11 protein-coding genes are annotated in these 15,047 nt (G+C 50.9%); 4 read left to right on the top strand and 7 right to left on the bottom strand.

The genetic code is table 11. The features are described from left to right. Positions 1 to 15 precede the first annotated feature (15 nt). The 3 genes from ACSV5M_RS08470 (at position 16) to ACSV5M_RS08460 (ending at position 2,218) form a co-directional block, all read left to right on the top strand. Entirely contained in the window at positions 16 to 813 is a 798-nt protein-coding gene (locus tag ACSV5M_RS08470; protein WP_439175492.1) for a DODA-type extradiol aromatic ring-opening family dioxygenase, read from the top strand. Between the two features lie 58 nt (positions 814 to 871). Then, on the top strand, positions 872 to 1,480 hold the full coding sequence (locus ACSV5M_RS08465; protein ID WP_439175490.1) for a trimeric intracellular cation channel family protein: 609 nt from the start codon (positions 872 to 874) through the stop codon (positions 1,478 to 1,480). A gap of 105 nt (positions 1,481 to 1,585) precedes the next feature. After that, positions 1,586 to 2,218 carry a glycine-rich domain-containing protein gene (locus ACSV5M_RS08460; protein ID WP_439175489.1) on the top strand — a complete coding sequence of 211 codons (633 nt, stop codon included), beginning with the start codon at positions 1,586 to 1,588 and terminating at the stop codon, positions 2,216 to 2,218. A 67-nt stretch (positions 2,219 to 2,285) separates the two neighbouring features. Here ACSV5M_RS08460 and ACSV5M_RS08455 read toward each other — a convergent pair whose 3' ends face one another. From ACSV5M_RS08455 to ACSV5M_RS08435, 5 genes are all read right to left on the bottom strand, one after another. Continuing rightward, entirely contained in the window at positions 2,286 to 3,401 is a 1,116-nt protein-coding gene (locus ACSV5M_RS08455; RefSeq protein ID WP_439175487.1) for a hypothetical protein, read from the bottom strand. A 116-nt stretch (positions 3,402 to 3,517) separates the two neighbouring features. After that, entirely contained in the window at positions 3,518 to 5,140 is a 1,623-nt protein-coding gene (locus ACSV5M_RS08450) for a glycosyl hydrolase family 18 protein (RefSeq protein WP_439175485.1), read from the bottom strand. A 406-nt stretch (positions 5,141 to 5,546) separates the two neighbouring features. Beyond that, positions 5,547 to 7,400, bottom strand: coding sequence for a hypothetical protein (locus tag ACSV5M_RS08445; protein ID WP_439175483.1), 1,854 nt, complete (start codon positions 7,398 to 7,400; stop codon positions 5,547 to 5,549). Positions 7,401 to 7,707: 307 nt separating this feature from the next. After that, positions 7,708 to 8,211, bottom strand: coding sequence for a DUF1993 domain-containing protein (locus ACSV5M_RS08440; RefSeq protein WP_439175481.1), 504 nt, complete (start codon positions 8,209 to 8,211; stop codon positions 7,708 to 7,710). Positions 8,212 to 8,453: 242 nt separating this feature from the next. Further along, entirely contained in the window at positions 8,454 to 9,167 is a 714-nt protein-coding gene (locus tag ACSV5M_RS08435) for a tellurite resistance TerB family protein (protein WP_439175480.1), read from the bottom strand. A gap of 267 nt (positions 9,168 to 9,434) precedes the next feature. Between ACSV5M_RS08435 and ACSV5M_RS08430 the strand changes: the two genes are divergently transcribed. Beyond that, the gene (locus ACSV5M_RS08430) at positions 9,435 to 10,481 is read left to right on the top strand and encodes a LacI family DNA-binding transcriptional regulator (protein ID WP_439175478.1); all 1,047 of its coding nucleotides are present in this window, start codon (positions 9,435 to 9,437) and stop codon (positions 10,479 to 10,481) included. A gap of 253 nt (positions 10,482 to 10,734) precedes the next feature. Here ACSV5M_RS08430 and ACSV5M_RS08425 read toward each other — a convergent pair whose 3' ends face one another. Further along, the gene (locus ACSV5M_RS08425; protein WP_439175477.1) at positions 10,735 to 12,237 is read right to left on the bottom strand and encodes an MFS transporter; all 1,503 of its coding nucleotides are present in this window, start codon (positions 12,235 to 12,237) and stop codon (positions 10,735 to 10,737) included. An 81-nt stretch (positions 12,238 to 12,318) separates the two neighbouring features. Next, positions 12,319 to 14,772, bottom strand: a complete 2,454-nt coding sequence (locus ACSV5M_RS08420) for a glucan 1,4-alpha-glucosidase (protein ID WP_439175475.1) — start codon at positions 14,770 to 14,772, stop codon at positions 12,319 to 12,321. Positions 14,773 to 15,047: the final 275 nt, after the last annotated feature.

The following is a 15,047-nucleotide window of genomic DNA, read 5'->3' as shown; positions in this document are numbered from 1 at the left end:
TTCCAGGGTACGCCAATGAAATCACGTCCCAAAGCCTTATTTATTTCCCATGGCGGCGGTCCCTTGCCCTTGCTCGGCGACGCGGGACACCAACACATGGTGTCATGTTTACAAGACATCGCGGCAAGTATTCCTCGCCCCGCCGCCATACTTGTTATCAGCGCGCATTGGGAAGAAAGTGTGCCTACCATTACTGCCCACCCCAATCCTTCACTAATCTATGATTACTATGGCTTTCCTCCGGCGTCGTACGAAATCCAATATCCCTGCGCCGGCGAACCGGCGTTGGCTCGTGAGATTTATGCGTTGCTTGAGCAGCACGGTGTCAATGCAGCGCTGGATGAGGCGAGGGGGCTTGATCACGGTGTCTTTGTACCGTTAAAGATCATGTACCCGGAAGCAGATATTCCTTGCGTACAGTTGTCTCTGGTAAGTACCTTGGATGCTGCGTTTCACATCCGCATAGGGAATGCGCTGCGGAGTTTGGCGGATAAGAATGTGCTGATTATAGGTTCCGGGTTTTCGTTTCATAACATGAGAGCCTTTTTGGCACCCGCTGACGCTGAGTCGCACCGCCTGAATGAAGCGTTTGAGAATTGGCTGCATGATGTGTGCGGGAATCGCGATCTGTCGGAACAACAAAGGCATGAGTTATTAGCGCATTGGTCCGATGCGCCGGGCGCGCGCTATTGTCATCCCAGAGAGGAGCATCTTTTGCCGCTGCACGTCTGTTATGGAGTGGCCCGGTCACCCTGCACAAAAATTTATAACCTCGATATTCTGGGAAAAAGATCAAGCATGTGTGTGTGGTAAAGCCGTTAACAGTTGAATGTAGATTCGCACCAACACCATTGAATTATTGAGGTGCATCATGTTTTTGTATCTACTCGATCGTGCCGGTGTCGCCGTATTTTCAATCAGCGGCGTGTTGGCGGCTCGTGACCGGGATCTCGACCTCCTCGGTGTCATTGTGGTAGCCGCCATTACCGCCATTGGCGGCGGCACGCTCCGCGATCTTTTGTTGAATCGTCACCCGATATTTTGGGTAACCGATGCGTCTTATCTGACAGTTATCATTGTCTCTGCCGTCGTGACCATTATTTATGTACGCAGATGGCCGCCGCCGGGCGTTATTCTTCTGGTAGCGGACGCATTGGGATTAGCATTATTCGCCCTGTCGGGTGCACAATATGCCGAAGCGGCGCAATGCCCTCCGCTGATTGTCATCCTCATGGGGACCATAACCGGCGTCATGGGCGGCATCATCAGAGATGTCATCACCGCGCGTGTACCGTTAATTCTGCGGCGGGAAATCTATGCAACGGCTGCTATCGCAGGCGTGGTCGTTTACTTGCTGTTGCAAGCCATCGATGTTCCGCGTGCAATCGCGTTCGGAAGTGGCATGGTGACAGTGGTGGTATTGCGATTGGTTGCGATTCGCTGGAACCTGCACTTGCCGGTTTTTCGTCATCGGGAGTAGAGAGAAGGTTATCAGGGTTGATTAAAATGCGTGTCATATTGATGGACTATAATGCCTGCGCGTCGAGTGATGCATAAAACAATAATTACATGAATGGTATTGATTATGGGGAATTTTTTTGTTCTGCTTTTGGCGGTCATGGTACTCATGGCCGCTTATGCGTTTTATAGAAAATCCATTGCACGCAAGCGATCCCAATGGATTGACCAATTTCCGTTTCCTGCAACAATCACTACTAAACTATTACAAGCCTACCCGCATTTAACCGACCACCAAGCTGCTTTGGTCATCAAGGCGTTGCGAGAATATTTCCAATTGTGCAATGTGGCCGGTAAACGCGTTGTTTCCATGCCGTCCCAGGTTGTTGATCTAGCCTGGCATGAGTTCATTTTATTCACTCGGCAATATCAACAGTTCTGCAATAAATCCCTCGGCCGGTTTTTGCATCACACGCCAGCAGAAGCGATGAAGTCGCCAACCGTCGCCCAGCAAGGCATTAAAACAGCGTGGAAGATTGCTTGTGCGCGGGAACATATTCACCCCAAGTCACCCCATCGTTTGCCGTTGCTGTTTGCAATAGATGCGGAGTTGAATATCCCTGATGGGTTCAAATACGCGCTCGACTGTAAGGGTTCCGAGAAAGGTGATTACTGTGGCTCCCACATCGGGTGCAGTAGTTGTGCGGGCGGATGTGCGAGTGGTTCGGGTTGTAGTAGTGGGTGCGGTGGAGGAGATTAACATGCCCCGCCAATTTACATCGGCAGGGCATACGGATAGCTGATGATAGCTCATCTAGCTTCGCTGATTAATACTGGCGTTTTGAAATAATTGTTCCACTTTTAGAGTCAATTGTTTCTACAACGCCCGTCTGTTGTGTTGTTTCATGTAGCACCGCCATTTCCTCAAAACCATTGCGGTTGAGGTCGGGAATCAATTCCAGCGTTCTGGCGATTGATTGCGGTTCAGTGCTATTAATAACCCGAATAGTTGATTGGGTATGACTATCAATAATAAGAATGTGTGCAGATTTTCCCTCGCCGTCCGTGTACAACAAGGCGATGTCCGGGTAGCTATTTGAATTGGTATCTTTTATTCCAATCATACCGATAGGCTTGGCATTGAGGATATTCTGAAGCGAAATGACGGTACCCGGAGTGCCGCTCACTACATGTCGTGTAGCAATAGTGTAGGTACCATTATTGTTGTAAAGCACAGCTTCCATCTTGTCATTAATATTAGCGCTGCGGTGTAACAGGGTGTGGGCAATGTATTTCGCGGACGCAGGCGCTGATTCGGTTTCACAAGTACCGCTGCCCCTGACTGCGCTGGTTACATGGGCGCGAATCATGAATTCCCCTTGCATACTGCGGCTGTGGATATTTAATCCAAACCAGGATTGCCACGCGTTCAGGTCGGGTGCCTCATTGGTCAGGCTCACATGGCTTAGCGCTTGCTGCGTGTCGTCATTCAATTGCCATGAAATCATGTTGTCAGGTTGTTCATAAGGGGCGTTGAGTGGTACGGCTATATCAAAAGCATTATTGTAAGAATGAAATAGATAGGCATCATTGTTGTAATGATTATTAACCAACTCCAATAAAAATTGTGGCATGGTTGGATGGCTTCTGAATTTTATCCCGGCTGCAACAAGGCATACGCCAAAGCCTGGCGCGGTGTGTTCATAATCGCCAACATTGGGCAGGGGGTTAGTGTCAGGTGTTGCGGTGTCATAAATATAAGTGCCGGTAATCTGATCACCGGGTTTAATTTTTCCGCCCAGATAGTTTCCATAATCATCTACATGTGCAACGACAGCTGTGATATCGATAGAGACAACTTCGGCACTACTGTAGCTGGATAGCATGGCCAGCAGTAGAGCGCCGGCTGCATTGATTCGTGAATGTTTACCGATTGTTTTCATACATATGTCCTTTAAGAATGATGTAGTGCAACGGAAATGTTGCCCAAAGATTATTGCATAAAAAAGCCCCACCAACTCACGCTGGCGGGGCTTTCTTAAAAACAATAACCGACTAATTAATTACATTGATTCTGCAACACGCAAGCTTGAATGCTGTTGGAGAAGAAGTAATTTACCAGGTTGTCTTCGTTCACCGACCAGGCCATAACGCCGCGCAGATCCGGGTAGGTTTTTGCGGGGGTGTAGCCGCTCCCGCAATCGCCGGAGCGCAAACAACGCACAGCCGCTTTCACAACTGTCGGGTCGGTGTAGCCGCTGCCGGCAGCGCTGGGTGCACTGGAGGCGGGTAAACCGATGACGATCTTGTTGGCGGGCAGGCCTTGATAGTTCACGCCGGTGCTGGCGATAGGGAAGCCTTCGATCAGTGCTTCGGTCCAGGCGACCAGTGCGTCCTGCGTGGCAGAGTTATAGAAGCTGCCGTTCAGGCCGGGCATGCTGCCGGTGTTGTAGTTCTGCATTTGTACCCAGGTAATTTCGTTGCGCAGCGCATTCATCAATGGCAGGTAAACGCCCCAGTTGATGCTGCCTTGCCAGTTGGCCGGAAGCATCGCGCCGATGGTGTGTGCGGTCTCCGGGGCCATGGTCACCATGAAGTCCGGGCCGTAATGCGCTTTGATTCGCTTGATCGCACGTACCAGGTGGTCCGCTGAGTATTGCGGATTGGTTTCATTGATCAACGCGTTCGGTGCGGTGTGCAAACCTTTCTCGGTGTCGATATCGATACCATCCAGATTCCACTCATCAGCAATCGCAATAAATGAATTCACGAAATTATCTTCGTGAGCCATGCTGGTCAGTGCCAGCGGTGTGGTCGCGCCACCAATCGCCAGCAACACTTTTTTACCCTGGGCCTGAGCGGCGGCAACCTGAGCCGGCGTCGGGTTATTTTGGGTGAAGTCAGCGTTGGTCAGGGTGAGTGAGCCATCTGCATTGATACGCGGGAATGAAATATTCAACACGGTGTAGTTGGGAATTGTGCTGGGCGTCAGCAGCGGCCAATGCCAGTTCTCCCAATAACCGACCAACTCGCTGTCGCCGGTGGGCGCAACACTGCTGGAGCTGGAAGAGACACTGGAGCTTGAGGAGATCACCGAGCTAACGGAGCTGGATGATGAGCTGCTCGATACTGCGCTGGATGAGCTGCCACCACTGCAGGAGCCGCCCGCAGACCAGGCCGAAGTCCAGTAAGTGCCGGTACCCGGTGCATAGGCCCAGGCAGCTGTTGACGAACACCAGCCAGGAATATCACAGGTGTAATTCGCGCCGGCATTCGCCACAACCTGGCCCAGGGTATAGCTGGTGCCTGCGACATATTGCGGACAGGAACCACCGCCGGTACTGCTCGACGAGCTGGCGACGATAGAAGAGCTTGCGCTGCTGACGACAACACTGCTTGAAGAAGAACTGACAACCGAAGACACAGAGCTGGACGAACTGGTCACGCCATCACAAGCACCGTTGTCCGCCCAATGTTGCCACGGGCCTGAACTGGTGGTGGGGTTGTTGTTTTGCGTCCAATAATTTGCGGTATAACCGCGATTATTGTGTTTAACCTGATTGCCCTGCGTGTAGACGGTACTGCTGCTCCAGGTGGGGCGGCTACTGCAATCGACGGCAAATACGTTCGAAGAGAGAAAGGCTGTCACTAACAGCCCTCCCAGTGCGAGGGTGGTTTTCATGGTATTGACCTTTTGATTTGAATTTTACTTTGAAATTATTGTGTTACTGCCGTAAAGCCGGTTCAGCATATTTACCGTGTGGTTACAATGCAAGCAATCGACGGGACAAATATGATTTGAGTCACTAGATAAAAGCGGAAAAAATTTTCTTATGTCAGGACGGGAAATAATTTGGCGATGGCAGCGCTGTCATTGGTGGGAATGCTATAAGTAAAAGCGGTGAGAGCAAATAATTGCTTCCGGCTCGTTGTTGAAGTGCTTCGTAGTACGTTTGTCATTAGGGCATCTGTTTCGAAACCGCATGAATACATCCCTGTAGCTCCCTCAATTCATCCCTGAATTGAGGGTTTCGAAACAGATGCCCTAACGCCAAACTCAGACTGTGGAAGTCATTAATGCTGATTTATTAATGCACCGCATGCACCCGTGGCGGTGTTGTCAAACGCTCCAACACCAAATTACCCACAGCAATGTCCCCGTCAATCGCACAACTCATATTCGCCGCATTATCAAGATCAATAGCGCGACGGGCGAGGTCGTTAAATGTGCGTGGAATAGCAGGATTGCGTGGATCAGGAAGAGTGATACCGGTTAGGAAGCCTGATAGCAATGCAGGTTGGCCCACCGGCGTGTTGTAATCCAGATGCGCAAAGGGTGTACCGGTTTCAATTACATGGCAACCGCTGCAAGTATTTAACGCCAGCTCAAATAACGCATCATCGCGCACAGTTGCCGGTGGTGGTGTGTTGGGCGACGGTGTGGTGGGTACGGTTAACATTGAGTTGGGCACATTCCACAACACAGCTGCGGGTGCGGCGCCGGCGAGGAAATTAATGCTGTTATGGAACGGCGTAATTTCATGTTGTGCCGGTGGTGGTCCGATTAAAGATGGCCATTGTGTATTCACAAAATTAGCCAGCAACGACGAATTATTGTGTTGAATTTGCGGTTCCTGTTTTACCGTTGTCTGCTCCATCGCACCACCTATGCGCGGCAACACAAATTCACGCAACTCCCAACCCGGCGAGCCTGGCAATAATTCATTGGTGCGAATTTGCCCGATAGCACTTTGATTGGGTGCAGCGGGATTCGCGCCGGCGGCGGTGAAGACATCGGTCAGCTGGGCGAGATCGTCGTTGTAATTGGCGGATCCGGCAAGGTCTACCCATTTTTGTGCCCAGTCGCGCACGTCGGTGCAACCGGCAATCGGTACTTTGTATTCCAGAATCAGCGTTTTGGATTTGTTGTTACAGTTGCCGTCGTGCAGCGAGAAAACAAAACGGCCTTCGCCTGCTTCGCCGCCGCCATACACACCACGCTCGCCGCGCAGGTCGAGGCGCAACACAATACCCAATAAACGGAAGGGGCTTTCTTCTGGCAACAAAGGCGCACCCACGCCGCCGCTGCGAATTTCCCATTCACGAATAATTTGTTGATACACCAGTGGCCGTGCCAGCACATTCTGGTTATTGATAGTTTGCACAGAGTTCCAGTGATCGAAAAAACGTTTGATGTAATCAGACGTAGACGCAGTGCCGTTAGCAATATTTTCCATGAGTCGCCAGTAAGTCCACTCGCCGGTGGGGTTGCCGACCGGCGGCTGATTGGGCGAACGGCAAGCCCAGGTCCGTGTTGGATCGTTGACAACGTCCAGATCGGTAATCATCAACGAATGCGGAATACTGGCCGCGCGGTGGGCTCCGCCGCCCGTAGGTACACCGAGAGGTTGTCCGAATAACGGCAAGTCAATAGTGCGATCAACACGAAATAAATCGCGCGTAAGCGGGAGATGAAATCGTTGTTCTACTCGCCCCGTTTGATCTGTAAATAATAAATGCTCGCCGTCGGCTACTATTCTGCGCGTGCCGATATGCTGCCGCCCTCCGGCAGAAAACAAAGCGCGCGCTTCGCCCTTGTGAGCTTCTGCCAATTGCAGGTTGGCCTTGGCAAACGCTTCAAAATCAAATTCGGTTTTGATAGAAAAAATCCCGTCACCGGGTTTTTCATCGCCACGTTTTCCGTCGTCGGACAGCACAAGCACTTTATCACCGATAGTGATAGATACCTGGCCGCCTGGCTTTTCCTGCGGTAATTTGGCCTTGATCAATGCGGCTTTGTCGTCACTCGGTGTTATTGATAAGCCTGTTGGGGTAAGAGATGTTGTTGTGTCGGACTGTTGCGCAACCGAAAATGATGTAACAAATGCGAGAGCAAAAAATCCGCTTGAAATAACAGATGGGAAATGCGAAATCCTCTGCATGTTGGATCCTCCTGGGGCATAGTTGAAAATTGAATAACAATTTTTATCATTAGGCCGCAGAGAATAGGGTGAATATTCTCGGCTCTGCGGAGTATGTTCTATAGAAGAGGAGTAACGGCAGGTCAAACGCTGGATGGATAATTGACGCCTATATTCTCAGGCTGATTTGCTATGTTAAAAAATAAATTTAACTTATTTGGTTTCGGTATAAATGAATAAATTTGATTAGCAAAAGTTTTAAATTTGGCATAGGAGATTTTTATTGATAAAAGCGGACAGGCTTTATTAGAAATGGTAAAACTATCAGCTACACAAATGAAAACCCCGCCGGATAGCTGTGGTAACCATCAAAGTCGGCCTTACTCAAGGGAACACCCGCCTGGCGGGCAATGGCATAGCTCATGGACAAATGAAAGAAAAAATTCGGTAGTGCATAAAGGCTGACATATTCATCGCATGGCAAGTCCAGATCATTAAAACCAGCCTTGTCCTGAATCCTCAACGGCGCCTTTTCAAAATCGACATCCGTCAGTGCTTCCAAATATTGCACGGTTTTCTGAAGCTGCTCACGCAAACCCGCAAAAGTCGCTTCGCTGTCAAAGCTAAACCGCTCCCGACCAACCAACGGACAACACGTGCGCAGTGAAAAATTAATTGCTGTACGCACTTGGGAAATAAACGGCAACATGTCTTTCTGCAAGCTACCTTGCAGAAGTTTCGCCTGATCGGAACCATGAGCCTCGATCTTCACCAGCATCTTTTCCATTTGTTTTAGGTAATGGATAAAAATCGGAGCGGGATTTGAGCGCATTATTTTTCTCAAGTTTTCCTGTTGTTAAAAACTAACCAGAGGGATCTTCTGTGGCCCCATCTTTTTTGGCTGCAATGTTGTGTTCGCACAACGCGAGTTTGGCGTTAAGTTTTGGGGTTCGAAACCCTCAAGTCAGGGAAGACTTGAGGGTTTCGAACCCCAAAACTTAATGACAAACGGATTGCGGAGTCTTTACAGGACGCCACTGTCATTAGGTTTTTTATACTTCTAAACCAATATTTTTATTCACCCGTCACCTGATGATCCAAATGCGCCACCAGATCTTTCGGTAAATTCAAACGATGCGCCAACGCCTCCATATACATCCGCTCCGCCGGATGATCACCATCCGCCACCAAACGCGACACCAGATAAACCTCCGACGCCTGCTCAACACCCTGCACCTTCGCAACAATCGTCGCCAGGTCCACCGGCTGCCGCAACGCATCAAACACAAAACCTTTACTCTCCGCATCCAGCGATAACTTTTCCACATGCTCAAAGATCACCGTCTGCTCACGGGCATCGATATGACCGTCGGCCTTGGCAGCCGCAATCATGGCAGTGATCAGGGTCAAGGCAAAATTATTGTTCCCATTGGATTCCGGTGCAGGGATAAAACGCGGATCAACATTATTCAGATCAGCCGGCGTTGCAACCGGTGCAGTCGCCACTTGTTTACCCTGTTGCCAATTCTGATACGCCTTATAAGCCAGGGCCCCTGCTGCCGCCGCGCCGCCGTAACCGATCAGGCCGCCGGCCATCTTGCGCGCTTTCTTGTTGCCGACCAATAAACCCAGTATCCCCCCAGCCACGGCGCCGCCAGCAAAATTACCGCCAGGCATACCAAAACCCTGGCCGCCCGAAGACGCAGAAGGTCCGGGCGCTGTTCCTTGCCCTTGCGTATTGCTGCTACCCATGAATTGTTCGAGCAGTTTGCCCACGTTGTTAATCATATAATCAGCTCCAGGATGCGAATTTTTAGCTCCATTCAGACCACAAAGCAGGCCAGGAGTCACCTGTCATTGCATTAATTTACCGAACCGGAGTATAGGGATATCCGTCTAAATGTAAAATGATGGACGGCTTTGATTAGGCGCAAACCGCCGCCATTGTCTTTTCACAATAGGCTGGTGTAGTATCAGCCGGTTCATAATCTATAAGAAGCTGCTCCGCGTTTAGCTTTTGACTATAAGCTGACGTGAGATGGAGATATCAATCCCATGAAAGATGACAAACCGACTTCGTTTGATATTGCCTATCTCGCGGGAGTGTCCCAATCGACTGTCTCGCGCGCTCTGCGCAACAGCCCTCTGGTAAATGAAGAAACCCGCCTCAAGGTCCAGGCCATTGCCAAAGAACTGAATTACAAAGTCGATAAAAATGCGCGCAACCTGCGCTCGCAACAAACCCGCACTATTGCCTTGTTGCTGTGTGAAGATCACGGCACCGGCAACTCCTTGATCAATCCGTTTTTCCTTTCAATGCTCGGCAGTATTACCCGCGCATCGGCTGATCGCGGCTACGATTTGCTGATCTCATTCCAGCAGTACAGTGAGGACTGGCATGCGGATTATGAATACGCCAATCGTGCGGACGGGATTATCTTTTTGGGTTACGGTGACTATGTAACCTATGTGCAAAAGCTCACTTACTTAACACAAGTGGGCGCGCATTTTATTACCTGGGGGCCGGTACTCGAAGGGCAGCCGGGCTTTTCCATTGGTTGCGATAATTTCAACAGCGCCCACAAAGCAACGCAGCATTTAATTCACTTGGGCCATCAAAATATTGCATTTCTGGGTGATATTTCTGTACACAGCCCCGAGTTTAAAGCACGCTACGAAGGCTACGCCAAAGCCTTGCGAGATGCCGGGTTACCGGTAAACCCCCAACTGCAAATCAATGCAGAAACCTCTGAAGAAGAAGGTTACAAAGCCACACTTACATTACAGCAACGACGCATAGCGTTTGATGCGGTCTTCGGTGCGAGCGACCTGATTGCGATTGGTGCGATCAAGGCGCTGGAAGAAGCGGGTTTGATCATTCCTGATGATGTGGCGGTGATGGGTTTTGATGATATTCCGATGGCATCCTACACACATCCACCCTTGACCACGGTGCAACAAAATACACACTTGGCTGGTGAATTGCTGGTGGAAAATCTGCTGAAGTTGGTGGATGGTGAGCCGGTTGAGTCGTTGTTGTTACCGGCGGAGTTGATGGTGCGGGGTTCTTGTGGGGCTAAAAAGTCTTCCAGAAAATCTTAAATTAATACTTCTATTTGCGCGATGCGAGTTTGGCGTTAGGCCTTTTGTTTCGAAACCTTCAAGTCACGACTGCATGGATGCAGGAGGTAGAGCAACGCAGGAGCAGTTGCCGAGGGACGACTTGAAGGAGCTACAGGGATGATTCATTCGCCACATCCTTGCGGCTCACCCTACGGGCAGCTTCGCTGTGCAAATTGGCTCTCCTGCCAATTTGTCATGCGTTTTCGAAACAAAAGGCCTAATGACAAACGGACTACGAAGTCCCTTCATCCTTTACCCATAAGGTTGCTGCAGCGGCGAGAAACATCAGCACGCCTCCGCAGACCAGTGCGTAAATAGTTTTCCCTGAAAATAATTCCCGTACGATCAAACCCAAAATACTGGCCGCCAGTATTTGCGGTATAACGATGAAGAAATTAAAAATGCCCATGTACACGCCCATTTTTTTGGCGGGTAGTGAGCAGGATAGGATGGCGTAGGGCATGGATAGGATGGAGGCCCAGGCGAAGCCGACGCCGATCATGGAGGCCAATAGCCAGCGCGGATCATCGATAAATAAAAATGAGATCAGGCCGACGCCGCCAAAGCAGAGGTTGATGGCGTGGGCGATGCGGCGGTTGGTCAGGCTGGCCAGGATGGGGATGGCGAAGGCGGCGAGGGCGGCGAAGCCGTTGTAGGCGGCGAAGAGTACGCCCACCCAGTCGGCCCCGGCGTTGTAGGCGGCGGTGGTGGCGTCTTGAGAATCGTAGTGAAAACTGGTGACGGCGCTGGTGGCGTAAATCCATAGGGAAAAAAGTGCAAACCAGGAGAAAAATTGCACCACGGCCAGCTGCTTCATGGTGTCGGGCATGGCGAATAAATCCTGGATGATCTGATAAAACCCGTTTTCGGTTTTACCCCTTTTTTGTAGTTGGTTGGTGAGTATCAGTAACACACCGAACAGGGCGATACCAACTGCCAGGATATACAGCTGTTGATCAATCTGCGTCTGTGCGATAACCACAATCCCAATGATGCCGAGGACAAGTGAAACCAATCCCATCGATAAGTAACGCGGCTGTTTTGGTTGTGCGTCTGCGGTGGACGTTTCTTGCAAGCTTGCCTGGTAGCGACTGAACGCTTCCAGTTGTTCCGGTGAATATTCTTTGGTGCTGAATACGGTCCACAACACCGCGAGCAGTAACACCGCCCCTCCCCAATAAAACGAATACACCACTGCATCGGGGATCACGCCCGCCGTTGCGGTGTTGCTGACGCCGAACCAGTTGGTCATCATCCAGGGCAGGGCCGAAGCGACAACGGCGCCGACGCCGATAAAGAAACTTTGCATGGCAAAACCGGTGGTGCGTTGTTCTTCCGGCAACATATCACCGACAAACGCGCGGAAGGGTTCCATAGCGACGTTGATGGACGCATCCATAATCCACAGCATACCGGCGGCGATCCACAACACCGGTGAGTGCGGCATAAAAAATAAAGCGAAGCTGGCTGCCAGTGCGCCATATAAAAAATAGGGCCGCCGGCGTCCCAGGCGATTCCAGGTTTTATCGCTCATATAGCCAATGATCGGTTGTACCAATAAACCCGTGACAGGTGCGGCGATCCATAAGATGGGAATGTCGTCGATGGCGGCGCCAAGGGTTTGAAAGATGCGGCTGACGTTGGCGTTTTGCAGCGCAAAACCAAATTGGATACCGATAAATCCGAAACACATATTCCAGATTTGCCAGAAGCTGAGCTGAGGTTTTTTTGTCATTATCGTGTCACTGTTATTATTACTTTATGGCCGGTGTGTCGGATTACGCCTTTGGCTAATCCGACCTACGGGTTTTGTTCGTTATTCCTTGGGTTGTGCGTAGCGTTCTTCTACCAGCGGGTAGCGGTCCCACACTTTTTGATCGTGGAAGGAGCGCAGTAGCTTAATGTATTCCGCGTGCGTCCAGGCCAGTGGCGTGGCGGAGTTAGTGCCTTCGCCGAAGCCGTATTGGTATTCGCTGTTGTTGCCCACCCCATCCCAGACTTGCTCCGGTAACATTAACCCTTCGTTGGCAAATAATTCCATCGCTTTGACATAGGTGTTGCGTAAGGTGTCCATGCTTGCAGCATCAATGTCGCCTTCAGCCTGCGCTCGTGCGAGTTCGTAATGGCCGCGCTCGCCGGTAAAGAAAGGCCACACGCGACCACGCTGGTCATCGCTCATCTGATCATTCACCGCACCGTAAGCCAGGCCTGTGGTGGTGTCTTCACCATAACCATCGATGCCGTAACGGCGCCAGCCGGGGAAGGTGCCTTCTACACCGGGAAAGGTAAACTCATATTTTACGCGCAGTTTATCCGGCAAATTCATGTTATCGATTTCGGGCAATGTGTCGAGCACGTAAGGATCGTTCGCCGGACGCACACCGTAGCGCACCAGCTCCAGGAAACCACCATCGATAACTTCGGTTTCGTCGGGCATGGGTTGGCCGTTGGCGGTACCCAGGGCGGCGCGATCATTGGGGTCAGTGTTTTGGGTAATGCGTAAATAATAACGACCATCGCTGGGTGCATCTTGCAGTGAGCCGTTGGTGGTGAACATGGTGCTTTCAAGCATAGCCGAATATTTATCGGCGGCCGCAAGATAACGCGTCGCACTGCTTTCATCATCGGCCAGGCGTGCAAGGTCAGCAGCCGATACCAATCCGGCAATCACGGCTGCGGTGGTGGAGGGCGAATAACCGGCTTGTTCTTCCCAGCGTTCCTGTTGGGTGTAGGGCGGCATTAATTCAATGTCACTCCAGTCCAGTTTAACCTTGCCGCCGTTTGCCAGAAAGTCAGCTGCCGGTTTCAGCATGCGGTGATACCAGCGGGTGGCCTCATCGTCGCTGAGCACGCCTTCCTGCCACAGGCGCCAGCCGAGCATCACCGGCATAGCGGTTTGATCGAGCTGTATTGCAATCCACTCCAGCTGGCCGTCTACCTGGGTTTTTTGTAAAAACCAACCAGGTGTGCCGGTAAAACCAGGCGTGGTTTTGGTGACTTGCACCTTGTGCAGATATTCGAAAGCAACCCTTGGGGTTTCTTTATCGCCCAGAGCCAACATTGCCATTGCGACCTGATAAAAATCCCGCGGCCATACCGCTTTGTAGCCGGTCTTGGCTTGCTCTGCCGATTTGGTATCACCCCAGGGATTGGAGAGCGATGCAATCAAGGCGCCCGCATGGGTTTTATCTTCTTGCGCTTTCAATACCAATGCACTGGCATAGAGCAATTTGCCGTTGTCGGTTGTGGTGGATGCGAGTTGCGGTAACGCAGGCAAGGATTGAATGTAATCTTCCCAGCCGATAGCGTCGCCTTCGCCATTGTAATGTGCCAGTACCTGTTCATAACCGCGGGTCAATGTCTGTTGTGCGCTAGCCTGACTTTCGGCCGGATCTTTTCCAAACCCGAGGACGAATTGCCATTCAGCGTTGGTGTTACTCAGGGTGGGTAGTTGCAGCAAAAACGCAACGTTACCGGTTTGCTTGCCGGTATCCTGATAAGCGATAAAATCGGTTTTATTTTTTATGGCATCGAGTCCGTCCGACGCACCGACAAAACCGACGGTACTTTTGGTCACCACGGCGTCTGTCTTTAGCGCCAGTGTGGTGTTGCCATCCTGCGCGTACCAGGTGTTATCGTCAAACCAGGCGCGATCGGCGCTGCCGGTATTGGCGATATGCGGATCAAGATACAAGTAGGGTTTGATATTGTCGGCCAAGGCCCGGAAAAAAACTTTCATCACCAGGCTGTTGCGATCCGGATCGGTGAAGATATGTTTTTCAATTTCGTATTTGCCCTCTTTGTCTTTGTTTACAATTTTGTAAGCCAGCGACAGCGGGCGGCCCGCCTCATCAGTATGTAAATAATCAATATGGCTGACGGTATCTGTTTTCTCTTCATCAACAAAACCGTCACCGGAAATAAAAAACTGCATCTCGCGCAATTGCGCTTCATGAATCAAACCGAACATGGTTTCGGTGACGATGCCTTGCGCCAGAGAAAACCACACGGGAGAAACCGGACCCGTTGCCGCCTTGTCGGTGTAGTGACCGTCCTGATATTGCTCGTAAGACGTGCCGATACCGGTCTTACCGGAATACGCCCAGCGGGATTCTTGCCCCGGTGCTCCAGGCGCAACGCTGGTGTCGGCATCGTCAGACGGTGAGGGACTGCACGCGGCGAATGCGACCATGCTGCTCGCCAGTAAGAGTTTGATAGCCGGGCGAGAGACAGAAAAAAATCCTGTGCGCGGTTTTATTGAGTCGTTCATATAACTTACCTGCTATTTTTTGTGCTTATACGGATTCGCTGGATGAGCAGAGTATCCGGTTATTATCACGGGGCTGGGTGGGTGACGCTGAGATTCTGGATTGCGTTTCGTTATTGTTTCCGCAATGGAAATATTCAGCTTATACGTTAGGTGGAGAATCTTTGAAATACAAGGGTTTACATACGTATTCACGGGTATACGCGGCAGTGGCGGCGCTGCATACGTATGCAGAATTGGCCGCCAGGTCCAGGCATGCCCCGTCTTGTCTAAAAACA

It is taken from the genome of Cellvibrio sp. ARAG 10.3 (assembly GCF_051846955.1).
GTDB lineage: Bacteria > Pseudomonadota > Gammaproteobacteria > Pseudomonadales > Cellvibrionaceae > Cellvibrio.
The sequence above is the reverse complement of the archived record's forward strand: the minus strand, read 5'-3'. Positions and strand labels throughout refer to the sequence as shown.

What these genes read in the sequence shown, in the direction of transcription:
- ACSV5M_RS08470 (WP_439175492.1), top strand. Translation starts at nt 16, where the DNA reads ATGAAATCACGTCCCAAAGCCTTATTTATTTCCCATGGCGGCGGTCCC.
- ACSV5M_RS08465 (WP_439175490.1), top strand. Translation starts at nt 872, where the DNA reads ATGTTTTTGTATCTACTCGATCGTGCCGGTGTCGCCGTATTTTCAATC.
- ACSV5M_RS08460 (WP_439175489.1), top strand. Translation starts at nt 1,586, where the DNA reads ATGGGGAATTTTTTTGTTCTGCTTTTGGCGGTCATGGTACTCATGGCC.
- ACSV5M_RS08455 (WP_439175487.1), bottom strand. Translation starts at nt 3,401, where the DNA reads ATGAAAACAATCGGTAAACATTCACGAATCAATGCAGCCGGCGCTCTA.
- ACSV5M_RS08450 (WP_439175485.1), bottom strand. Translation starts at nt 5,140, where the DNA reads ATGAAAACCACCCTCGCACTGGGAGGGCTGTTAGTGACAGCCTTTCTC.
- ACSV5M_RS08445 (WP_439175483.1), bottom strand. Translation starts at nt 7,400, where the DNA reads ATGCAGAGGATTTCGCATTTCCCATCTGTTATTTCAAGCGGATTTTTT.
- ACSV5M_RS08440 (WP_439175481.1), bottom strand. Translation starts at nt 8,211, where the DNA reads ATGCGCTCAAATCCCGCTCCGATTTTTATCCATTACCTAAAACAAATG.
- ACSV5M_RS08435 (WP_439175480.1), bottom strand. Translation starts at nt 9,167, where the DNA reads ATGATTAACAACGTGGGCAAACTGCTCGAACAATTCATGGGTAGCAGC.
- ACSV5M_RS08430 (WP_439175478.1), top strand. Translation starts at nt 9,435, where the DNA reads ATGAAAGATGACAAACCGACTTCGTTTGATATTGCCTATCTCGCGGGA.
- ACSV5M_RS08425 (WP_439175477.1), bottom strand. Translation starts at nt 12,237, where the DNA reads ATGACAAAAAAACCTCAGCTCAGCTTCTGGCAAATCTGGAATATGTGT.
- ACSV5M_RS08420 (WP_439175475.1), bottom strand. Translation starts at nt 14,772, where the DNA reads ATGAACGACTCAATAAAACCGCGCACAGGATTTTTTTCTGTCTCTCGC.